This window comes from Phenylobacterium sp. LjRoot97 (assembly GCF_964254345.1).
In the GTDB taxonomy this organism is placed as follows: Bacteria; Pseudomonadota; Alphaproteobacteria; order Caulobacterales; family Caulobacteraceae; genus Phenylobacterium.
Map to the genome: position 1 here is coordinate 3,383,307 of NZ_CAXUTH020000001.1, position 22,536 is coordinate 3,405,842.

Consider the following 22,536-nt stretch of genomic DNA (forward strand, 5'->3'; position numbering starts at 1 on the left):
GGCCGGCCTGGAGCCCGCACGAAGCGAAGTTGAAGTTCGAGCGTGTCGCCACGCTTGGCGGCTGCGCGGCCGTTGCGGACGTCTCTGAATTTTAGGGAGCGTTGGCTGGGGAACTAGGACTCGAACCTAGAATGACGGTACCAAAAACCGCAGTGTTACCATTACACCATTCCCCAGCAGGAACGGCTACGGAGGATGTGTCCCCCGCGGCGAGGGCGTGGAGATAGCCCAACAGTTCGCCGGATGCAACGCCCCAAAAAAGGTCTTTCTGACCCGCTTGCGGTGCAGAACGATCGCCTCTATAAGGCGCCCTCCCAAGTCGGAGTGTGGCTCAGTCTGGTAGAGCACCGCGTTCGGGACGCGGGGGTCGCAGGTTCGAATCCTGCCACTCCGACCATTTTTTCCCGCCCATCCCGAGGGCGGATCCGAGCACGGCGGTGGGACGCCGTGACACAAGCGCCCGGCGCGCTTCACCCTCCTCAGCGATGTGCGTTCGTGTACGGAAAGACGTTCGTCGGCCCGCCGGCGACCGTGTCGGACGCGTCCACGCCGGGCGCGCTGGTGGCGGCCAGCTGCGAGCGGGAATCGTCCTGCGGCTGGAAGTCCAGGAAGACCTGCTCCAGCGGGCGCGTCTCGGGCAGCACGTAGACCACGCCCTTGGTGCCGGTGAAGGTCGGCAGCACGATCTGCTGGTAGAACTCGACCGGCACGTTGATGCAGCCGAACGTGATGCGATTATCGTCGGCGCCTGGCGACTGCAGCCGCTGCGCACGATGTTCCCGAGGATTGTTCGTCACCACCTGGTGCAGCGAGACCGCGGTCTCGTAGTCCACCCAGAAGATGTCCTTGTCACCCGGCTCCTCGCCGAAGCCCGCGACGAATCGGCCGGCAGGCGTCGTGCGCTCCTCGGGGGTGATCTTGGCGAGTTCCTTCTCGCCGATTCCCGGCGCCGAATCGTCTCCGCGGGCCAGCCCCAGCAGGGCGGGCGCCACGCCACGCAGCCGACCGTCGGCGCCGAACACGAACACCTCGGCCGACACCTTGTCGATGATGATGAACGGCAGACCGTTGTAGTCGCCCGAGGCGATCACCCAGTCGGCGAGCCGCACGACCTCTTTCGAGGCCGGCGTCTGCGCCTGCTCAGGCGGCAGTTCGGGCGTCGCAGCGGCTGCGGTCGAGGCTGCAGAAACCCCGACCGACAACACGCCAAGCGCCCAAGCCGCCAACACCGCTTTCAAATGATCGCGCATGAAATTCGTCCCACCAACCCAACGCCGCAACAGGCGGCGCAAAGAACGAACGTATGACGGCCCAGATCGTCGAAATTGGGACGATCAGTTTCTCGGCATCTTCGTGGGACGCGCCGCGGCCGCCTGCTCGACCCGGTCCACCCGAGCGGTCAGTTGGTCGAGACGCTGATTCGCGTTGCGGGCGTCGCCGGCCGCGGCCTGGGCCGCGCTGTTGGCGGCGTCGGCGCGCTGAATCGCGTCCGTCGCCTTGGCGTCGACAGCGTCAATGCGCCCGTTCACCGTGGCGATCTGCTGATCGACATAGTCAGTTGTGGCGCAGCCGCTCAAAGCCAACCCGCCTACCGCCAGGAGCGAGACGAAGCGTACGCTCGCCCAGGGATTCTTCAGTCGGACCATTTCGCACGTCCTCTATGGTTGAGGACGAATGGTCGCCCAATCTGCTGAGCGCCCATACCCGGCGAATCCCTTAGTTCGCGTCCGCTTGTCTGCTGATGCCGCCCGCGGCTGCGCCCCCTGCCTAGTCGGCCTTGGACCGCCCGTTCGCGCCCGCTTCGGCTGCAGCCAGCACGCGCAGGAAGTTGCCGCCCCAGATCGCGTCGACCTGCGCTTCGCTATAGCCGCGCGCTAGCAGCTCGCCGGTCACATTGGCGGCGTCGGCCTCGTCCCGAAAGCCTGGGATGCCCGAGCCATGGTTGAAGTCGGTTCCAACGCCGACGTGGTCGGCCCCGATGCGCTTGGCGATGTAGTCGATGTGATCGACGTAATCTTTCAGCGTGGCCTGGGGCGACAGGGCCCGGTAGGCGGCGAAGAAGGCGTCGCGCCGATCGGCCGGCAGGTCGTCCGCCCCCTGGTAGCCAGGCTTGTCGGCGGCCAGCCCGTACTGGGCCCGCAACGCCTTCAACCGCTGCGCATAGTCCGCAGGCGCGGGCAGCAGATAGGCGTTGAAGGGCACGACCTGCACCACCCCGCCGTTGGACTTGATCGCGTCGAACTCAGCGTCCGAGAGGTTACGCGTGTTGTCGACCAGACCGCGCGCCGCCGAGTGGGTCGCCACGACCGGCGTACGGGTCAGCTCCAGCGTCTGGAACACTCCCTTCGGCGTCAGCTGCGAGACGTCGATCAGCACTCCCAGGTCGTTCAGCCGCCCGACCGCCGCCTTGCCCAACGGCGACAATCCGCCGTGCTGCTCGCCCCTCCCCTGTTGGGGCCGCGAAGAATCCGCGAAGGCGTTGTTACCGGCGTGGTTCAGCGCCGCGACCCTCACGCCGTCGGCTTTCAGGCGGTCGAACTCAGCGACGTCGGGCTGCAGCGAATAGGCGTTCTGAAATCCGATCAGCACCGCGATCTTTCCCTGCGCGACGATCCTGCGCACGTCGTCGGCTGAGAGGGCGATGGCGATGTCGTCAGGATGGTCCGCCGCGAGCTTGCGGATCGCCGCCAGCTTGGCGTCGGCTTCCGCGCGGGCGGCGGCATGTCCCTCGGGCGTGCCCGGCCCGGTGGAGACGGCGACCGCATAGACCAGGGCGTCGACGCCGCCGGCCTTGAGCTTGTCGAGCTCCGAATAGGACTTGCCGTCGGGCGCGTAGTAGCGCGCGTTGCTCCCTGGCAGCAGCACGTCGACGTGACCGTCGAGGACCAGGGCCCGCCCGTGGACGGCCGCTACGTCCGCGGCGGCGGCCGGAACCGGCATCAAGGCCAGCATCGTCCCCGCGGCAAGCAGGGCGCGACGCGCCAGGCGCACGCTCGAGATCATGGTTGTCTCCAATGAAACCGGCGCCGCCCCAGCGCGACCGCCGCTACATTCCTACAGTTATGATAGGAATTATCGTCTCAATGGAGATTTTCTACCGCAGCTAGGAGCCGCGGCGGGCGACAGGGCGAGGGAGGCTCCCTCGCCCTGCGCAGCGTCACTCGCCGGCCGTTTCCCAGCCGCCGCCCAGCGCCTTGAAGAGGGCGATCTGGTTGGTCGTCACCTGGGCGTCGGACTGGGCGAGCTGGGCCTCCAGAGAGGCCAGCTGACGCTCGGCCACCAGCACGTTCAGCAGGCTGTCGACGCCAGCCTCGTTGCGCAGGCGGGCGAGGCGCGCCGCCGTCGCGCCTTCATCGCGGGCGCGCTTGAGCGCGGCGCGGCGATCGAGTTCTCGGGCGTACTGGGTCAACGCCGTCTCGGTCTCCTGCAGCGCGGTCAGGTTGGCCTTCTCGAAGTTGGCCAGCGCCGCCTCGGCCCCGGCGCCCGCCTGCTTCACGCGGGCGCGGGCGGCCAGGATGTTGGGGAAGCTCCAGTTGATCAGCGGCCCGACATTGAAGGTGTAGTCGTCGCCTAGATCCCCGGTCCGCGCACCCGTGGTGGCGATGCCGCCGCCAATGGTCACCGACGGATAGAGCGAGGCGGTCGCCACGCCGATCCGGGCGGTGGCCGCGGCGAGCTCGCGCTCCGCCTGACGCACGTCCGGACGCCGGGCGAGCATGCCCGCCCCGTCGCCGACCGGGATCGCCTGGGCCACCTGCGGGGTGGTCTGGCAGCTCAGCACCGCCTGGGGCGCCTCGGCCGGCGTCTTGCCGGTCAGCAGGGCCAGTCGGAACAGCGCCGCCGACCGCTGGGCGTCGAGAGACGGCAGCACCGCCTTCGAGGTCTCCAGCTGCGTCGCCGCCGCCGAGGTGTCGGCCGCGGTGCCGCGGCCGGCCTCGAGCTGACGTGCGGTCAGGTCGTAGGTGTTCTGCTGCAGCTCGATGGTGCGCCGGGTCACCGCGATCTGGGCGTTGGCCGCGCAGATATCGGCATAGGCGCGAGCGGTCTCGGCGGCGACCGAGACCCGCACCACGTCGAGCGCAGCCTGCGCGGACGCCACATCGGCGCGGTTGGCCTCCAGGCTGCGTCGCACGCGGCCGAACAGGTCGACCTCGTAGGACATGTCGAAGCCGGCCCGATACTGGTCGCCCTCGGCGAACTGACCCGTCACCACGTCCTGGCCGCGGACCCGCTGGCCCGACGCCGAGATGGTGGTCGACGGCAGCAGCCCCGAGCGGGTTTCGCTCAGCACGGCCCGCACCCGCGAGAGGTTTGCGGCGGCGACGGCGACGTCCTTGTTGGCGACCAGCGCCTCCTGGACCAGACCATCGAGGGTCGGGTCCTGGAATAGCCGCCACCAGTCGCCGGGAGGAGCCTCGGCCGCGGCGATCGCCGGTTCGGCCGAGATGAACGTCCCCTGCCCCGAGGCCGCCGGCGCCGGGACCTTGTAGTTCGGTCCGGCGGCGCAGGCGGTCAGCGCCGTGGCGCCCAGCAGCGCAGAGATCAGCTTAAGGCGGATCACTTCGCGCCTCCTTCATACTCGAGCGGGTGGTGCGGCGTGCCGCCCCCGGTGGTCGGATAGGTCTTCTCTTCCTTGCCCTTGGCCTTCGGCAGGCGCGCGGCCAGCCAGCGGCAGAGCACATAGAAGACCGGCGTGAAGATCAGGCCGAAGACGGTCACGCCCAGCATCCCGAAGAACACCGCCGTACCCAGCGCCTGACGCATCTCCGCCCCCGGCCCCGTGGCGATCGCCAGCGGCAGCACGCCCAGGATGAAGGCGAACGAGGTCATCAGGATCGGCCGCAGACGCGTCCGGGCCGCCTGGATGGCCGCGTCGAACCGGTTGGCCCCTTCGTCCTCTTCCGCCTGCTTGGCGAATTCGACGATCAGGATCGCGTTCTTGGCGGCGAGCGCGACGAGCACGATCAGGCCGATCTGGGTCAGGATGTTGTTGTCCTGGCCCCGCAGGTTCACCCCGAGGATCGCGGCGAGGATACACATCGGCACGATCAGGATGACCGCCAGCGGCAGTGTGAAGGCCTCGTACTGGGCGGCCAGCACCAGGAACACGAACACCACCGCCAGGACGAAGATCAGGGCGCCGGAGTTGCCGGCCGCCTTCTCCTGGTAGGCCAGTTCGGTCCACTCGTAGCTGAAGCCGGCCGGCAGCACCTTGGCCGCATGCTGCTCCATCGCCGTGAGCGCATCACCCGAGGCGACGCCCGGAGGCGCCCCGCCCTGCACTTCTGCGGCCGGGAACAGGTTGTAGCGCACCACGCGGACCGGACCGGTCTCGTCCTTCACAGTGGCCAGCGAGCCCAGGGGAACCATGCCGCCGGAAGCGGAACGGACCTTGATGCCGGCGATGTCGGAGGGATCGTCCCGCGCGTCGGACTCCGCCTGTGCGGTCACCCGGAAGGTGCGGCCGAGCAGGTTGAAGTCGTTGACGTAGGTCGAGCCGAGATAGGTGCTCATGGCGTCATAGATCGCGCCGGGCTGAACCCCCATCAGCAGGGCCTTGTCGCGGTCGATCTCGGCGGTCACCCGGGGCGAGCCCGTGTTGAACTGCGAGAAGACGCCGACCGTGCTTTCCGGGGTCTGCGAAGCGGCGCCGACGAGGCCATTGGCGGCCTGCTCCAGCGCGGCGTAGCCGGCGCCCGAGCGGTCCTGGACCATCATCTTGAAGCCGCCGGCGTTGCCCATGCCCTCGACGGGCGGGGGCGCCAGGAAGAAGATGTTCGCTTCCTGGATGCCCGACAGACGCCCCATGACCATGCCGGCCATGTTGTCGGCGCTCAGTTCCTTGCCGCGCTTGGACCAGTCGTCGAGCTTCACGAAGAACACGCCGCCGTTGGACATGGCCGAGAAGCTGGCCCCGTCGAGACCGGCGAAGGCCGAGACGCCCTGGACGCCAGGAGTGTCCTGCACGATCGCCGCGGCTTGGCGGACGACCGCGTCGGTGCGCTCGAGCGAGGCGCCCGGCGGAAGCTGGACGACGCCGATCAGGAAGCCCTGGTCCTGCTGCGGGATGAAGCCGGTCGGGGTGGCGGTCAGGCGCCAGCCGGTCAGCAAGATCAGGCCCGCATAGATCACCAGCACGATCATGCTGGCGCGGACCAGGCGGGCCGTCAGCGCGCCGTACTTGTCGCTCAGCCAGTCGAAGCCGCTGTTGAACTTCTGACCGGCCATCTTGATCGGCCGCATCCAGCGCGGGCCGGTGTCGAGCGAGTGCTCGACGTGCGGCTTCAGCAGCAGCGCGGCCAGGGCCGGCGACAGGGTCAGCGATGTGAGCAGCGAGATCACCGAGGCCGCCGCGATGGTCACGGCGAACTGTCGGAAGAACATGCCGGGGATGCCGGGCATGAACGCGGTCGGCACGAACACGGCCAGCAGCACCAGGCCGATGGCGATCAGGGCGCCGGACACTTCGTCCATGGTCCTGAAGGCCGCCTCCCTGGGCGTCATGCCTCGGCGTATGTTCCGTTCGACCGCCTCGACGACGACGATGGCGTCGTCGACCACGATGCCGACCGCCAGAACGAGGGCGAACATCGACAGCGAGTTGAGCGAGTAGCCGAGCGCCAGCTGCACCGCGAAGGTGCCGACCAGCGCGACCGGAATGGCGAGGATCGGGATGATCGCCGCGCGCCAGGTCTGCAGGAACACCATGATCACGATGACCACGAGGATCACCGCTTCGAACAGGGTGCTCTGCACCGACGAGACGGACGCTTCGACGAACTCGGTCGGGTTGTAGGGGATGGAGTAGCTCACGCCTTGCGGCATGGACGGTTTGAGTTCCTCGACCGCCTTCATGACTTCGGCGGCGGTCGACAGGGCGTTGGCGCCGGGCTGCTGGATGATCGCCAGGCCGATGCCGCGGTTGCCGTCGAAGTAGCCGCGCATCCCGTAGTCCTGGGCGCCCAGCTCGACGCGGCCGATGTCGCGCACGCGGGTCACGCGTCCGTCGGCGTCGGTGCGGATGACGATGTTGGCGAACTCTTCCGGGTCGGCCAGACGGCCCTGGACCTGCACCGGCAGCTGGAAGGCCGCGCCGGTGTCGTTCGGAGCCTGGCCGAGGGCGCCGCCCGCGGCCTGGACGTTCTGGGCCCGAAGCGCCGCCACGATCTCGTCTGAGGTCAGGTTGCGCGCCGAGGCCTTGCCCGGGTCGATCCAGACCCGCATCGAATAGAAGCCGCCGCCGAACACCTGCACGCCGCCGACGCCCTTGATGCGCAGCATGCGATCACGAACCGTCGAGTTCGCGAAGTTGCCGATGTGGTCGAGGTCGGCGTTCGGATCTTCCGACGTCAGGGCGACCAGCAGCAGGAAGCCAGAAAGCTGCTTGTTCACGGTGACGCCGACCTGGCGCACCTGCTCGGGCAGCCGCGGCGTGGCGAGCGCCACCCGGTTCTGCACAAGCACCTGGGCGGCGTCGAGGTCGGTGCCCGGCTCGAAGGTCACCGAGATCGTCGCCATGCCGTCGGCCGTCGACGACGAGGTCATGTAGAGCATGCCCTCGACGCCGTTGATTTCCTGCTCGATGGGCGCGGCGACGGTCTCGGCCAGAGTTTCGGCCGAGGCGCCTGGATAGACGGCGGTGACCGCGATGGTCGGGGGCGCGATGTCCGGATACTGCGACAGCGGCAGCAACGGCAACGCGAAGGCCCCGATCAGGGCGATGAACACCGACAGCACACCCGCGAAGATCGGGCGGTCGATGAAGAAGTGCGAGAAACGCATGGATTCCGTTCCTGGATCGGGCCCTTAGCGGGCGCCGACCGGCGTGGCGCTCGAGGCCACGGGAATGGTGACAGTGGACGTAGCTTGCGCTGCGGCCGTCTTGGGCTCGATGGTCACGGCCTTCGCCTTGACCTTCATGTTCGGACCCATCAGGCGCACGCCGCCGTTCACGATGACCTTGTCGTCGGGCTTGATGCCGCTGCGGATGACCCGCAGGCCCTGCGTGGTCGGGCCAAGCTCGACCGGCTTCAGGGTCACCGAGCCGTCGGCCGCCACGACATTGACCGCCTTGCGGGCGCCGTCGGCGACGATGGCGGCTTCCGGCACCAGCAGCGCATCATAGGCCTGCCCGCCTTCGACCTTGGCCTTGGCGAACATGCCCGGCTTCAGGAAGCCGTTCGGGTTCGGGACCACGGCGCGCATGCGGATGGCGCCGGACGTGCCGTCGATGCTGTTGTCGGTGAAGTCGACCTGGCCGGTCCAGCGGTAGTCGGCCTCGTCCTGCAGGCGGATCTGCACCTTGCCGCCCTTGCCCGTCGCGCGCTGGTCCTTGAGCAGCTGGGCTTCGGAGGCGTCGAACAGGAAGTGGATCGGCGTCGTGGAGACGATCGTGGTCAGCACGTCGGCGCCGGCTCCGCCGCCGGAGATCACGTTGCCCGGATCGACGCGACGGTCAGACACGATGCCCGACGTCGGCGCGGTGACGCGGGTGAATTCCAGGTCCAGCGCGCGGGCCTGGACGGTCGCCTGAGCGACTTCGCTAGCGGCGCGCTTGTTGTCGTACTCTTCGCGGCTGATGGCCTGGACCTTCAGCAAGGTCTCCGCGCGTGCAAGGTCGGCCGCAGCCAACTTGGCCTGCGCGCGGGCCGCGGCGAGTTGCGCCTCGGCCGGACGCGGGTCGAGCGTGAAGAGCAGCTGGCCCTTCTTGACGAACTGGCCTTCGCGGAAATGGGCGGCCTGTAGGTAGCCGCTGGTGCGAGCGCGCACATCGACGCGCTCGGGTGCCTCGAAGCGGCCGGTGAAGTCATCCCAATCGACGACCGATTGCCGCAGAGGGGTGGCCACCGACACTTCCGGCGGAGGCATCTGCGGGGGGCCTTCCGGCTTGCCGCATCCGGCCAGAACCAATGCAGCGGCGGCCGTTGCGACGAACGGCGCGAGAAACTTACGCATGATTTATCCCACGGGCGGGGGAGCGCCCAAGTCAACGGTTGATGACTTTTACATCGACAGGGCCTACATATGTCAACAGCCGATGACAACAAGGGAGCGAACGGCGAAAATGGCCGAAAATGTGGCGCCGGTGCGCGCGCGCAACGCGGCGGCGACGAGACAAGCAATCCTCGATGCGGCGAAAAGTCGTTTCGCCAAAGAGGGTTATGACGGCGCGAGTCTCCGCGAGATCGCCGCCGACGCCCGCGTCGACGCCGCGCTGGTTTCTCGCTATTTCGGCTCCAAGGAGGAGCTCTTCGTCGAGGTTCTGAACTGCGGACCTGACGCTACGGAACTCTTCCAGGGCGAACTCAGCCAATTCGGCGAACGCGTCGCGGACAAGCTCCTCGACGATCCGGACCGCCAGGACGGCCTGGACCACCTGCTGATCATGCTGCGCTCGGCCTCGTCGCCGGCCGCCGCCGAGCCGCTCCGCCGCTCCATGCGGACCTGGTTCCACGATCCGTTCGCGGCCTATCTGGGCGGCCCGGAGGCCGACGTCCGCGCCCGCCTGGCCGGCGACCTGATCATGGGCGTGGCGATCTCCCGCGCCATCACCGACGACCACGATCTCGACGTCGAGGGACAGGCCGCGCTGCGCCGCCGACTGGCGAGGGTCATCCAGGCGGCGATCGATCCCTAGGTCAGCGGGATCGTGGCGCCGAACTTCACGCGCCGCCGTACGAACACCGCTTCGAAGCGCCCGACTGACGGGTGGTCGGCGATCTCCGCGTCCATGAAGGCGTTGAACGCGCCCATCGTCTCGAACACCGTGATGCACATCAGGTCGTAGGCGCCCGACAGCTCCATCACCACCTGCACGTAGGGTGAGCGGCAGAGCCGGGCACGCACGTCCGCGACCCGCGCCGGCCCTTGCTGGGCCAACTGGATCATCACCATCACCGAGATGTGGTCGCCCGCCAGCCGCGGATCGAGCACCGAGACGTCCGCGGCGATGACGCCGTTGCTGCGGTAGCTCCGGATCCGCCGCTGGATCGCCGAGGGCGAAAGCGGCACGTGGCAGGCCAGCTCATGGGCGCTGGTCTGGTTGGACACCTGCAACGCCGACAAGATCCGCAGGTCCAATCGATCGAGCTGCATCTCCATCGCGCGCTCCTCCAGCCGTTCGCAACGATCGAATGGCGTGGGGCCATGACCAGGTCCATGGCGTTCGCGACTAACGGCGACGCCCGCGCGTCAAAGGCGCCGCGTCTGCTGTAGATCGGCTGATTTCACCGACGAAAGCAGTCGCGCCGGTCAGGGCGCCTCCCCGACGATCGCGTCGAGCCGATCGCGGACCTCGCGCCCGGCGGCAGTAAGATGCAGCACGCGGCTGCGGCCATCGTTCGGATTGAGGAACGCTTCGACCAGCCCGCAGGCCGGCGCCCTTGCCCACTCCGACTGAGGAGGCCCGAACGAACGAATGCTGCGCGAGGTCGTCGGTTCGGTCATCTGAGCCACCGAGGCCAGCTGCTGAATCGTCAGCCCCTCCTCGTCGCAAACATGCAGGAAGGCCGCGATCTCGTTGACGGTGATGGTCGGGTTGAGGTTACGGAACAGCGCCAGGGCCTCAATGAGCGCTTGCCGTGACCGCATCGGCTCATCCATCCGCGGCGACCGCCGCGAGTTCGGCCGGCAGCGGTCGCACCGACGGCGTCGGCCGACGCTCACGTCGCTCGCGCATGAGCAGCGTCGCCTCCGGATAGGCCGCCCTCACCTGCACCAGCAACGCCTCCAGGCGGCGCTGGTGTTCGGCCGCTTCGACATAGTCGCCGACATTCAGCTCGATCGAAATCTGACCCCACAGCTTCATTGTCCGCCTCCAAAACCAATTGTCTCGTCGTTGTTATCCCTAGCCTTCCGACTGCGCGGTTTCGGCGCGTTGTGCCGGCCTTGAACGCGGCGGCGCGGCGATGATCGGCGGTCGGCGCCGCCGCGCTGCGCGGGCCCCAAAAGCAAACCGGCCGGTTCCTCTCGGAACCGGCCGGCGCTTTGTCTTTGAAGTTTCCGTCGGTCCTTAGAAGGACTTACGGACGCTCACGTACCAGTAGCGGCTGTAGGGCTGGTAGAGCGCGCCCAGATAGCCGTCCGACGCCAGCGGCGGCTTCTCGTCGGTCAGGTTGCGCACGCCCAGACGCAGGCGGGTGTTGGCCGCCAGGCCTTCGGTGAACTCATACTGACCGTAGAGGTTGGCGGTCAGCTGCGAGTCGACCACCCAGGGGGTGCCGGCCGAGTCCACCAGGGCGGTGTCCTCGACGTCGCCGACGTACTGGGTGAACGCGCCGACGGTCCACTGGTCGTAGCTCCAGGTCGCCGAGGCCGACCACTTCCACTCCGGACGGCCGTCCTGGCGAACCAGATCGCCGCCGCCGCCGATGAAGATCGTCGGGTCGATCTCGCCGGCCGCTTGCGCAGCCATCAGTTCGGCCACGCCCGGCGAGGGCGAGCGGTAGAACTTGATCAGGTGGGCGGCGTTGAAGTTGACGCTGAAGTCGCCGTACTGGGTGCCGCGCAGGCTCCACATCACGCCGATGTCCAGGCCGCGAGCCTCTTGCGGCAGCAGGTTCTGGTACTGGTCGGTGATGTAGAGGATCTGACCGACCGGGGCGAGCCCGGTGCCGGCGTAGGCGGCGATGTCGTCGGCGGTCGGCGCGGCGCGAACCACGCTGGCGTACGACGAGCCGTTCAGGCGCGCCAGGTAGTCGGCGGTGATGGCGTTGCCGCCGCCGAACAGGCCGACGATGCCGTCCTGCTTCACGCGCCAGTAGTCGACGGTGAAGGTGAAGCGGCCGAAGTCGTCCGGGATGAAGCGCGGCTCATAGACCACGCCCACGCCCCAGGTCTCCGACTCTTCCGGCTTCAGCTCAGGGTTGCCCGAGCGGCGTTCGGCCGTGGCCGGGGCGGCGCAGGCCTGCAGGCTGGCGAGACGGCCGGCGCGGACGTCGGCGTCGCAGCGGTACCAGTCGCGGCGGTTGTTCGAACGGGTCACCAGGGTGGCGTTGACCTGCTCGAGGTTCGGGGCCTTGAAGCCCTGAGCCCACGAACCGCGGAAGCGCAGGCCGTCGATGACGTCCCAGGCCATGGCGACCTTCGGCTTGGCCACGTCTCCAGCGTCGCTGAAGCTCTCGTAGCGGCCGGCGACCTGGGCTTCCAGGTTGTGGACGAACGGGATCTCCATGTCCGGCGAGACCAGCGGGATCGCGAACTCGAGATAGGCCGAGGTGACGTTCCGCGAGCCCTTGGTGTCAGGCGACGGGCTCGAACCGACCAGGTCGTTGGCGTAGGTCACGCCCGTCGCCGAGTTGGTGAAGTTGATCGTGCCGTCCAGGCGGGCGTCACGGTCGTCCTTCTGGGTTTCACGACGGTACTCGACGCCGGCCGCGAAGCCGAGGTCGCCGCCCGGCAGCTGGAACAGGTCGACCTTCGAGACCTTGAAGTCGGCCATGGCCAAGCTGCTGGTATTCTTCCGGACGGTCTTCACGCGGATCGCGTCGATCGCCGCCTGCGAGCTCGGGCGGTTGTCGCCGATGCTCGGGTTGTCCAGGCTGCCGCCGTTGAACGGGTTGTAGGCGTCCGGCGTCGCCAGGGCCATCTGGCGCTGCAGAGCCGTGGCGCTGATGCCGTCCGAGGTGTCTTCGACCTGCGCCTTCGAATAGAGCAGCGCGCCTTCCCAGTTGAAGCCGAACTTCTGGCCCTTCAGGCCGCCGAGGAAGCGCCACTGCTCGTTCTCGACATCGACGCGGTTCGGGCCGACGTCGACGAAGTTGTAGGCGTTCATCGTCGAACCGACGCCGGCGGCGCCGACGCTGAGGCCCGCCAAGCGGTTGGGGTTCGCTTGGCCGTTGATCGTCGTGGCGCCGAACGGATTGTAGTAGTTCGTGGCCGCGATCGCGATCGGCAGGGTGCTGAGATTGGTGGTCGAGGTCTGCACCGCATGGGTGGTGGCGGTGTAGAAGCCGACTTCGCCGAACGCACGCACGTCGTCAGTGATGTCGTACTTGCCGGTCAGGAACAGATTGACCCGCTCCAGCTCGGGCATGACCGAGGTGTTGAAGCTGCCCGTGTCGAAACGCAGGTTGCGGTCGGCGCCGGTCGCCGAGGTGGCCGCCGCGCCCGAGGCGAGGCAGATGCCGCCGCCCAGCTGGGCGGCGCAGGCCGAGTTCGTCGACGGCTGGATGTGATAGGCGCCGGTGGTGCTGGTCAGGGCCACGCCGTTCTGGCGGACGATGCCGCCGGCGGCGGTCAGGCTCGACCACGGCGTCGCAGTCAGGCGGTCGTCGAGCGTGACGTTGCCGGCATACGACGTGCCCGCGAACAGCGGGGTCTTGTCCGACGACGAGGTGAAGTCCTGGTCCCAGGCGTTCAGCGACGTGCGGTTCGTGTAGTTGGCGAACAGGCTGATGTTGCCGCGGCCTTCGTGGAAGTTGCGGCCCGCCTGCACGTTGAACTCGTACTCGCGCATGTTGGTGCCTTCGGCGGCGCCGTATTGCGCATCGACGGTCAGGCCGTCGAAGTCGTCCTGCAGCACGGTGTTGACCACGCCGGCCACGGCGTCCGAGCCGTACAGCGCCGCGGCGCCGTCACGCAGGACTTCCAGGCGCTTCAGGCCGTTCACCGGAATGGCGTTGGTGTTGTAGGTCAGCACCGGCACCAGGTTCTCGTCCGCCCGGCTGGTCGGGTGGGCCACCACGCGGCGGCCGTTCAGCAGGACCAGGGTGTTGCCGACGCCGAGGTTGCGCAGGTTCACCGAACCGACGTCGCCACGGGCGCTGTTGCTGGAGTTCGGCAGGTAGCTCGAGTTGAAGCTGACGTCGCCCATCTGCGGGATGGAGCGGAACAGGTCGTCGCCCGAAGTGGCGGCCACGTTCGCGAGCTGCGCCTGATCGACCACGGTGACGGGGAGAGCCGCCGTGACCTTCGCGCCTTCGATTTGCGAACCGACGACGACGATTTCTTCGACCAGGTCGCCATCCGTCTGAGCGTTGGCCGCGCCAGCGATAGAGAGGGCGCAGAGCGCCGAGGTCGCAAGCATGGCGTTTCGCCAAGACATACGAGAATTCATTGAGATTATCCCCTCAACCCATAAGTGTACTGTGTCAATTTGCAGCCGGAACAGCAAAGATCGACATTGGTGTGACAAACACCTGATCATTGCCGCCACGTCACCCTTCTCGCTTTGACCGGGCGAGAAATAACGGCGTCTGTGGCATTGCCGCCACCGATCGGACGCGCGAAGCCGCCAGTATTGGCGACAACTGAACGGAAACTTAAGCCGACAGCCCGCTGACGCGCAGCAGAACGCACGCGGCGGCGGGGCCGACGCGTGCGCTCAGTAACCAGACGCAGGGAAGACTCAGATCCTCAGTAGAAACTGACGTTATCGATCTCGAGCCACATCTTCTCGCCGGCGGGGCGGCCGCCATCGACGGTGATCTCCAGGACGTCGTCGCCGGTCCAGGGTCCGGTCCCGGCGCCCCGACCGCTGGTGCGCTTGAGGGCGCTGAACGGCACTTCGACCGTCGCCCACTCCGAGCCCGAGGCGACTTCAGCAATCCAGCGACCGTTCTGCGTGTTGACGCCAAGGTCGTAGGCCTTGCCGTCGCCGCGCAGTTCGAAGCGCACGCCCTTGTAGCCACGCACGTCGACAGGCTCGACCGAACCGCGGCTGAGCGGAATGATCACGCCGGCGTTGGCGTCGTCCTTGGCCGACATCCGCGCCGCGATGCTCAGCGCGTGGTCGGCGTCGGTGCGGTTGATGACCTGCGCCACCTGGACGGTCCGGTCGATGCCGCCGTCCATGTCGTCCATGCGCAGGGTGTCGTAGTTCGAGCGGGCGCTCTCGAAGTCGTCGATCAGCGGGCCCTTGGCCTTGATCAGCGGCATCGACTTCTGGCTGTTGGCGGCCGGCAGCTTGGTTCCCGGACCGTGCACCTGGACGCCGTCCACGAACACGCGGTCGGTCTTGTAGACGTCGGCGATGTTGCTCCAGGGCTGGCCGGAGATCAGCACGATGTCGGCGCGCTTGCCCTTTTCGATGGTGCCGCGGTCGTCCAGTTCGCCCAGCACCTTGGCGCTGTTGGCGGTGCCGGCGATCAGCGCCTGAGACGGCGTCAGTCCTGCGCGGACGAGCAGTTCCAGCTCCTTCAGCGTCGAGGTCCCATGCGGCGTGCCGGTCATGCCCGCGTCGGTGCCCAGCGCGATGGTCACGCCGGCGTCGTGCAACGCCTTTACGTTGTGCAGCGCGTAGCCGAACTTCTGCTCGCTGCGACGGCGGGCCTCCTCGCTCTGGGCCGGGCCGGCCTTGCCCGGATCGTAGACCGCCAGGGTCGGCGCGTACGCGGTGCCGCCGGCCTTGATCGCGTCGATGGTCGCCTGATCGACCTCGCGGTCCTGCAGGCTGTGGGCGATGACGTCGACCTTGGCGCGGCCCGCGATCGCCCCGCGGTCGACGGTGACCGTGTGGGTCAGGACCTTCAGGTTGTTGCGGTGCGCCTCGTCGACGAGCGCGCTGAGCGTGCCCTCGTCCATGCTGGTGTTGTCAGCCGACGCGCCATAGCGCCAGCCGTCGGCGAAGGCCTTGATGAAGTCGGGCTTGTAGGGAACCAGCGCCTTCACTTCCATCCGCGCGCCCTGGGGCGAGTTCACCCACTTGGTCGTCGCGCGGTCGGCCCAGTCGGCGCCGTGGCCGCCCGGCGTGCTCATGCGCGCGACGAAGTTCACATGCGGCGAGGCCATCGAGGCGATCCACCGGCGACGCGGTTCGAACGATTCCGGCTGCTGGTGGAAGTCGTTCACAGTGGTTACGCCGGCGGCGATATAGGCGTTGGCGATCTGCGGCGAAATCCGCGGGTCGCCGGCCGGGGTCCAGTGGGTGTGAACGTCGAAGAAGCCCGGCAGCAGCGCCTTGCCCTTGGCGTCGATCACCACAGCCCCGCGGGGCGCTTTCACGCCCGGGCCGACGTCGGCGATGCGGCCGTCCTGGATGATGACGTTGGCCACCTGCGGCGCTGCGCCGGTGGCGTCGAACACGGTCGCGCCGATGATCGCCACGGGGCGTCCCTGGGCCTGCGCAGCGCCGGCGAACGCCAGCATTCCGCCCACCGCAACCAAGCCGGCGGCACGCCACCCGTTTCGAACTACGCTCACCTGCACCCCCGATACTCGTCACTGGACTGACGGGACGAGCCTTGCCCGTTCCCCGAATGCGTCCAGTTAGGCTCGGCCCGGCAAGAAAGCGATTCATATCGCCGTTCCCAGGGATGAATTTGCCCGTTACCTGGCGGCAGCGCGCGTCCGCCAAGTCCTGACAAGGTCTTCATTTGAACGCAACGCGTGCGCATGTAGCCTGTGCGTCGAACACTCCCTCCCTGGCGACCTCCCAATGAAGCAATTCCTCCTCACCATGGCCGGCGTCTTCGCGGGCCTGGTGCTGTTTCTGATCGGCGTTCCGTTCCTGCTGATCGTGATGGCCGCCGGGGCCGCCAAGCCGGCGCCGACGCCGGCTCAGACCGTGCTGGCGCTCGACCTGCGCGACCCGCTGACCGACCAGGACCCGGTCAATCCGTTCGCGTCGATCGGCCGCCGTTCGATGTCGGTCATGTCGGTGATCGAGACGCTCGACCGGGCCGGCAAAGACGGCAAGGTCAAGGCCGTGCTGGTGCGCCTGCCGGAGGGCGGGATGCCGCCGGCGGCGGCCGACGAGATCCGCCTGGCGCTCAAGAAGTTCCGCGCCTCGGGCAAGCCCGTCATCGCCCACAGCCAGGGGCTCTACCCCTCGGGCGTGATCACCTCGACCTACATGCTGGGGGCGGCGGCCGACGAGTTCTGGATGCAGCCCGGCGCCTCGCTGCAGGCCACCGGACTGGCCTCCGAGGACGTGTTCTTCAAGCGCTTCTTCGACAAGTACGGCGTCAAGGCCGACTACGAGCAACGCTACGAGTTCAAGAACGCGGTCAACCCGTACCTCTACAGCGATTACACCGCGCCGCACCGTGAGGCCCAGCTCTCCTGGATGGGCTCGGTCTACGGCTCGACGCTGGTGAACGCCGCCACGGACCGCAAGCAGACGCCGCAGGTCCTGCGCACGAACCTCGAGGCGGGCCCCTACATCGCCGAGGACGCCCTCAAGCTGAAGCTGATCGACAAGGTCGGCCAGGTGAAGGACGCCGAGACCGCCGTGCTCGCCAAGGCCGGCAAGGGCGCCGAACTGGTCGAGTTCGAGAAGTACATGCGCTCCAGCCGCGAGCGCGTGCCGCGGCCGGGCCCGGCGATCGCAGTCGTCGAGGGCGAAGGCGCCATCGTCACCGGCCACGACGGCACGGCCAATCCGTTCTCCTCGTCCTCGGCCATGTACTCCGACGACATCGCCGAAGCGCTCTACGACGCCATCGAGGACAAGGACGTGAAGGCCATCGTCTTCCGCGTCTCCTCCCCCGGCGGGTCGGACACCGCGTCCGAGCAGATCCTCGCCGCTGTGCGCGCCGCCAAGGCCGCCAAGAAGCCGGTCGTCGTCTCAATGGGCACCTATGCCGCGTCGGGCGGGTACTGGGTGTCCAGCGAGGCCTCGGCGATCGTCGCGCACCCGACCACCCTGACCGGATCGATCGGGGTGTTCGGCGGCAAGTTCGCCCTCGGTCCCGCCCTCGAACGCTTTGGTATCGACATCCGCCAGGTCGGGGTGGGCGGCGAATACGCCGGGGCCTTCGGCACGGGCGGCGAGATGAACCAGGCCCAGCGCGCCGCCTTCTCCGGTTGGATGGACCGCATCTACGGGAACTTCGTCGATCGTGTCGCCGAGGGCCGCAAGCTGCCGCCCGAACGTGTCCGCGAGATCGCCAAAGGCCGCGTCTGGACGGGCGCCCAGGCCCGTGAGATCGGCCTCGTCGACGAGGTCGGCGGCTTCTACCAGGCGGTCGACAAGGCCAAGGCCCTGGCCGGGCTGCAGGGCGACGTGCGCCTGAAGCGGATGACCACCCAGGTTTCGCCGTTCCAGGCCCTCGAAGGCGCGCTCGGCGTATCGGCGAACTCGGCCCGGACACTGGCGGCCGCGGCCTGGATCTTCGGTGACCCGCGCGCCAAGGGTCTGTTGGACAACATGGCCCAGGAGCGGATGCGCAGCCAGGGCGCCATGGTCCTGTCGCCGACGCCGGTGAAGTGAAGGCTCAGGTTAAGGGCCGTCGCCGCCGCGAGTTGCCGGCCGGTAGGGTGAAGATCACCTGCCGGCGCCCATAGTCGAGGGTGATCGCGTCGAACTGGCGCATCGCGTCGGCGCCGATCAGCAGACTGGGCTTGGCCTTCAGGTCCCAGATGTCGAAGACGTGCAGGTCGGCGAACACGGTGGTCAGCCGCATGACGTCCAGCCCGCCGATCCGCAGCAGCGGCAGCACCGCCAGCTCGCCCTGGGCGGTCTGGCCGGTGGCGCTCAGCACCGGCACGAGATAGCGGGGCGCCCCCAGCTCCTGCGTCCCGATGACAAGCTTGCGCAGCGCCTCATTGCCCACCGTGCTTTGCGAACCTGAGTCCAGAAACGCCGTCACCGGTCGCCCGGCAACGTCGGCGCCGACGATGATCAACTGTCCGAACCGATAACGGGCCGGCACCACAACCTGCCGTGACGAAACCTCGTCGCTATTGGGCAAGCGACTGGCGGCCGAGGCGCTCATCCCCAGACGGGACACCGGCGCGCCGGGCCCGCGGGACGGCGTGATCCGAAACTCGTTGTGCAGGAAGTCGACGGTCACGCGGCGGCCGCGCAGCACGTCGACGCCCAGCAGGCCGTCCGCGCCGAGGCGCTCGCGCCCGAGCGTCGGCGCCCGGATGGCGCGGGTGGCGACGGCGTCGACCTCCAGCAGATCGATGGTGACCGTGTTTGCTGGCTCGACCCCGGCGACGCCGTGGACGTCGGCCGGGCCCGCGTCAGGCAACCCGAGCTTGGCCGCGAGCTCTCGCGTGATGACGGTGCGGTTGGCGCCGGTATCGACGACGAAATCGAACGGCCCCTGCCCGTTGATCCGCACGGGTGCGGTCACCCGCCCAGACATGTCGGCGTCAGTCGTGAGGTTTGCGCCGTCGTCGTCTCCAGGCGCTGGCGGCGGCGGCCCCACGCCAGACATGTTGATCATCACCGGCGGCCGAGCGGCGCACCCCGACAGCGCCAACAGGCTCAGCCCGACCGTCCGCCTGTCAAAAGACTGCACCCGATCCTCCCGCGCGTCCGTGGCCGGACATCCAACACTGTATAGGAATTGTGGGTGGGCCGAGGGCCTGTCCAGGGCGGCCGCGTCCAATTCCGCCGCACAAGCGACCGACATCCGCACAAAGAAAAAGGGCGGCGGATTGCTCCGCCGCCCTTCGCCTCCCCTTACGGGAATGCGTCTTAGAAGTTGGCCGTGAAGCCGATGAACATCTTGCGACCCAGCAGATCGTAGGTCGGGTAGGTGTTCGGCAGACCGGTGCCGGCGATACGCGAGTTCACCAGCGGCGGGTCTTGGTCGAGAATGTTGTTGATACCAGCGCGCACCGTGAAGGTGTCGTTGATGTTCCACACGCCCGACAGGTCGAGGTAGCTGCGAGCCGGCAGGGTGTGGTTGAACGCGTTCTGCGAACCGGTGCCGATAGTCGGCTCCTGAGTGTCGGTTTCCAGCTTCACTTCGCCGATGTAGCGCCAGGCGGCCGAGAACGTCATGTCCCACGGAGTGGTCCAGTTGACGCGCAGCTGGTGACGCCACTTCGGGTTCACGGTCTGGCACTGCGGGCCGAAGAGGCCGGCACAGTCGTATTCCGGATCGCCCGGCAGCGGGATGGTGGTGCTCTCGATCAGGTAGGCGCCGTTCAGGGCGACCGAGACGCGGCCGTAGTCTTCCAGACCGATCATTTCGATCGGCAGGTTGTAGTTGACCTGGACGTCGACGCCCGACGTGGTGCCAGCACCGACGTTGACGTTGGCGCCGTTAATGTAGCCGCCGGCGGCGACGTCGTCGCCGAACAGAGCGCCGTTGATCGGGTTACGAACGATCTGCGAGCAGAACGCTTCGTCGCCGGTCTGCAGGCAGCGTTGCATGATCACGCCCAGCGGGATGTTCCCGATCGTGCCTTCGAGGTCGATCGTGAAGTAGTCCAGGCTGGCGGTCAGGCCCGAAAGGAAGGTCGGGGTCAGGGTGAAGCCGACCGAGAAGGTCTTGGCTTCTTCCGACTTCAGTTCCGGGTTACCGCCTTGCAGGACCGAGCACTGACCCGAGGGGCACTGCGGAATGTTCAGGTACTGGGCCGCGGTGATGCCGGTGTTCAGGCAGGCCGCGAGGCTGGCCGGGGTCGGAGCGCCCTGGGCGCAGGGGTCGACCGACACCTGGCTGGTGTTGGTCACCGACTGCGGGGTGTAGAGCTCGAGCAGGTTCGGCGCACGAATGGCTTGGTTGTACGACGCGCGGAAACGGATGTCGTCGGTCGGCGCCCACTGCAGAGCCACCTTGTAGGTGTCCGCGGTGATGCCGGTCGAGTAGTCCGAGTAGCGGTAGCCGAGGTCGAGGACGACATCCTTGGCCCAGGCCATGTCCTGAATCAGCGGGATCCGGGCTTCGCCGAACCCTTCGGTCACCGCGATGCTCTCGTCGATTTTCACCGAAGCGCCGCCGGCGCCCGACAGATCGCCGTCTAGCTGAGCGACGTCAGGGGCGTATTCCAGGTGCTCACGACGGGTCTGGAAGCCGAAGTTGACCGCCACGCTGTCGTTGGCCCACGGAGACTTCACGCCGTATTCGCCCAGGTCGCCGGTGATGGTGCCTTCGACGATCCGCTGGCTGACCGCGCCGCGCGAGGTGCCCTGGATGTCCAGGTAAGCCAGGGCTTCCGAGGTCACGCCGCCGTCTTGGAAGATGTTGAACGGCACGCAGCCGTCCGACTGGTCGATACAAGCCGGGCCGTTCGGCGTCTGAACGACTTGCAGGGCCTTCTGGATCTTGGAGATCGAGAGGTAGTTCTGCGAGGCTTGGTACAGGCTGGTGTAGTAGTACGAACCGTACAGGTCGTAGGTCCACGGACCGGCGATCTCGCCGCGCGAACCCAGGACGACGCGGTAGTTCTGGTGCTCGTAGAAGCCGTTACGACCGCCGCCTTCGATGTTCCGGCGACCGATGTACATGTCGACGTCGTTGCCAGCAGCGACGTCGGCCGGCGTACAGCCGATGGCGCCCTGTTGCTGGGCGCTCATGAACGGGTTGTTACAGTTGATCAGGAAGCCGCTCGTCGCAGACGGGCCGCTGCCTTGGAACAGGCCGGTCGGCGCGATCTGCACGTTCGTGCGGTCGTTCATGAACGAGAAGTCGGAGTACAGCTTGAAGTTATCGTTCACGTCGTACTTGGCGAAGAAGCCCGCGGTGTAACGCGTGCTCTGCTGCATCAGGTACGAGTACTCGTTCGAGTTGAAGAACGGCGGCGGCGTCGTACGCGCGCTGTCGCTCCACGGAACGAATTGGTTGCCGACAACGGCGAGTTGGCCGCCTTGGCCGTCAGCGCGGAACCACTGGTTCGAGTTCGGCGAACCGGCGCAGCTGGCGACGCCAGCGGCCGAGGCGACGACCTGACAGGCCGACCAGTCGCGCTTGCCTTGGGTGACCGGCTCTTGGTCGTGGTAGGTGAAGAAGGCGGTGACGTTGCCGCGGCCGTCTTCGGTGTTCGCGCCGTAGACGATGCTCAGGTCACGCGACGCGCCGTCCCAGGTGTTTTCCTTCGGCTTGGCGACTTGGCGCGGGCCGAGCAGGCTCTGGACGAATTCGTTGTGCTGGTTGTGCTGATAGATGCCCCAGTTGCCATCGATCTGCAGACCTTCGAAGTCGCGCTTCATAACGAAGTTCACGACGCCGGCGATGGCGTCCGAACCGTAGGTCGCCGAAGCGCCGCCGGTCAGAACGTCAACGCGCTCGATCAGCTGGCTCGGGATCTGGTTGATGTCGGGCGAAGGGTTCGGGTTGCCGGTGTTCGGGTCGCCGATGCCCAGGCGACGGCCGTCGACCAGCACCAGGGTGCGGGTTTGGCCCAGACCGCGCAGGTCGATAGTGGCGACGCCGCCCGGACCCGACAGCGGGTTCGAGGTCGACGACAGGCCAGTCGCAGCGTTCTGCGAGATTTGCGGCAATTGGTTCAGGAAGTCGGCGGTGACCGGACGGCCGCCCAGGGTGACTTCTTGCGAACCGACGACTTGGACCGGGCTGACGCTGGTCAGGTTCGGCTGCGGAATGCGCGAGCCGGTGACGACGATTTCGGAAACTTCCGACTCTTGGGCGACCGCTTGGCCGGCGCCGAGAGCGACGATTCCGCAAATCATCGACGACGCCAGCAGGCGTCCACGTTGCGTAGTCATTTTCAAGGTCTAGATCCTCCAGCGGCCCGCCCACCCAGACGGTGGCGATCCCGCTCCCCACAAAAGGTTCGGTCCCGGATTCGAATTCGAACCCGGTTACCTTGGAGTTACGGGGCTTACAGCTAGAGGGTCAACGCAGTTTAGCCGCCCGCAATGTTGTGGACGCCAACCTGTCGCATTCTGGTCAC

General features: G+C 67.5%; 15 protein-coding genes and 2 tRNA genes. 3 read left to right on the forward strand and 14 right to left on the reverse strand.

Annotated elements, in window-relative coordinates; all coding sequences use genetic code 11:
• Positions 1-102: 102 nt before the first annotated feature.
• Positions 103-176: transfer RNA gene (locus ACSQ2H_RS16630), tRNA-Gln, on the reverse strand.
• Between the two features lie 144 nt (positions 177-320).
• Between ACSQ2H_RS16630 and ACSQ2H_RS16635 the strand changes: the two genes are divergently transcribed.
• A tRNA-Pro gene (locus ACSQ2H_RS16635) sits at positions 321-397 on the forward strand.
• 82 nt (positions 398-479) lie between these two features.
• On the opposite strand, the gene ACSQ2H_RS16640 is transcribed toward ACSQ2H_RS16635, so the two are convergent.
• The 6 genes from ACSQ2H_RS16640 to ACSQ2H_RS16665 all read right to left on the reverse strand — a co-directional run bounded on the left by ACSQ2H_RS16640 (position 480) and on the right by ACSQ2H_RS16665 (position 8,955).
• The gene (locus ACSQ2H_RS16640) at positions 480-1,250 is read right to left on the reverse strand and encodes a L,D-transpeptidase (protein WP_436062497.1); all 771 of its coding nucleotides are present in this window, start codon (positions 1,248-1,250) and stop codon (positions 480-482) included.
• A gap of 84 nt (positions 1,251-1,334) precedes the next feature.
• Positions 1,335-1,646 carry a hypothetical protein gene (locus tag ACSQ2H_RS16645; RefSeq protein WP_183774685.1) on the reverse strand — a complete coding sequence of 104 codons (312 nt, stop codon included), beginning with the start codon at positions 1,644-1,646 and terminating at the stop codon, positions 1,335-1,337.
• 121 nt (positions 1,647-1,767) lie between these two features.
• Positions 1,768-3,003 (reverse strand): dipeptidase, encoded by a 1,236-nt coding sequence (locus ACSQ2H_RS16650; RefSeq protein ID WP_436062498.1) that lies wholly within the window; start codon positions 3,001-3,003, stop codon positions 1,768-1,770.
• A gap of 154 nt (positions 3,004-3,157) precedes the next feature.
• Positions 3,158-4,561 (reverse strand): efflux transporter outer membrane subunit, encoded by a 1,404-nt coding sequence (locus ACSQ2H_RS16655; RefSeq protein WP_436062499.1) that lies wholly within the window; start codon positions 4,559-4,561, stop codon positions 3,158-3,160.
• Entirely contained in the window at positions 4,558-7,782 is a 3,225-nt protein-coding gene (locus ACSQ2H_RS16660; protein ID WP_436062500.1) for an efflux RND transporter permease subunit, read from the reverse strand. Before ACSQ2H_RS16660 ends, ACSQ2H_RS16655 begins: the two co-directional genes overlap by 4 nt.
• 24 nt (positions 7,783-7,806) lie before the next feature.
• Positions 7,807-8,955 carry an efflux RND transporter periplasmic adaptor subunit gene (locus ACSQ2H_RS16665; RefSeq protein ID WP_436062501.1) on the reverse strand — a complete coding sequence of 383 codons (1,149 nt, stop codon included), beginning with the start codon at positions 8,953-8,955 and terminating at the stop codon, positions 7,807-7,809.
• Between ACSQ2H_RS16665 and ACSQ2H_RS16670 the strand changes: the two genes are divergently transcribed.
• Positions 8,954-9,637: a TetR/AcrR family transcriptional regulator gene (locus ACSQ2H_RS16670; RefSeq protein WP_436062502.1), complete on the forward strand. Its 684-nt coding sequence runs from the start codon at positions 8,954-8,956 to the stop codon at positions 9,635-9,637. The genes ACSQ2H_RS16665 and ACSQ2H_RS16670 overlap by 2 nt on opposite strands.
• On the opposite strand, the gene ACSQ2H_RS16675 is transcribed toward ACSQ2H_RS16670, so the two are convergent.
• The 5 genes from ACSQ2H_RS16675 to ACSQ2H_RS16695 form a co-directional block, all read right to left on the reverse strand.
• A complete protein-coding gene (locus ACSQ2H_RS16675) occupies positions 9,634-10,101 on the reverse strand; it encodes an Lrp/AsnC family transcriptional regulator (protein ID WP_436062503.1) in 468 nt (155 codons plus the stop codon). The two genes, ACSQ2H_RS16670 and ACSQ2H_RS16675, sit on opposite strands and share 4 nt — an antisense overlap.
• A gap of 150 nt (positions 10,102-10,251) precedes the next feature.
• A complete protein-coding gene (locus ACSQ2H_RS16680; RefSeq protein ID WP_436062504.1) occupies positions 10,252-10,590 on the reverse strand; it encodes a MarR family winged helix-turn-helix transcriptional regulator in 339 nt (112 codons plus the stop codon).
• A gap of 4 nt (positions 10,591-10,594) precedes the next feature.
• Positions 10,595-10,807, reverse strand: coding sequence for a hypothetical protein (locus ACSQ2H_RS16685; protein WP_436062505.1), 213 nt, complete (start codon positions 10,805-10,807; stop codon positions 10,595-10,597).
• A 204-nt stretch (positions 10,808-11,011) separates the two neighbouring features.
• Positions 11,012-14,026: a TonB-dependent receptor plug domain-containing protein gene (locus tag ACSQ2H_RS16690; RefSeq protein ID WP_436062506.1), complete on the reverse strand. Its 3,015-nt coding sequence runs from the start codon at positions 14,024-14,026 to the stop codon at positions 11,012-11,014.
• A 329-nt stretch (positions 14,027-14,355) separates the two neighbouring features.
• Entirely contained in the window at positions 14,356-16,086 is a 1,731-nt protein-coding gene (locus ACSQ2H_RS16695) for a CIA30 family protein (protein ID WP_436062507.1), read from the reverse strand.
• Between the two features lie 289 nt (positions 16,087-16,375).
• Here ACSQ2H_RS16695 and sppA point away from each other — a divergent pair, with 289 nt between their 5' ends.
• The gene (sppA, locus tag ACSQ2H_RS16700; RefSeq protein WP_436062508.1) at positions 16,376-18,151 is read left to right on the forward strand and encodes a signal peptide peptidase SppA; all 1,776 of its coding nucleotides are present in this window, start codon (positions 16,376-16,378) and stop codon (positions 18,149-18,151) included.
• 4 nt (positions 18,152-18,155) lie between these two features.
• Here the strand turns inward: sppA and ACSQ2H_RS16705 are convergent, their stop codons facing one another.
• Both ACSQ2H_RS16705 and ACSQ2H_RS16710 read right to left on the reverse strand, forming a co-directional pair.
• The gene (locus tag ACSQ2H_RS16705; protein ID WP_436062509.1) at positions 18,156-19,190 is read right to left on the reverse strand and encodes an aspartyl protease family protein; all 1,035 of its coding nucleotides are present in this window, start codon (positions 19,188-19,190) and stop codon (positions 18,156-18,158) included.
• Between the two features lie 179 nt (positions 19,191-19,369).
• Positions 19,370-22,348, reverse strand: a complete 2,979-nt coding sequence (locus ACSQ2H_RS16710) for a TonB-dependent receptor domain-containing protein (RefSeq protein WP_436062510.1) — start codon at positions 22,346-22,348, stop codon at positions 19,370-19,372.
• Positions 22,349-22,536 lie beyond the last annotated feature (188 nt).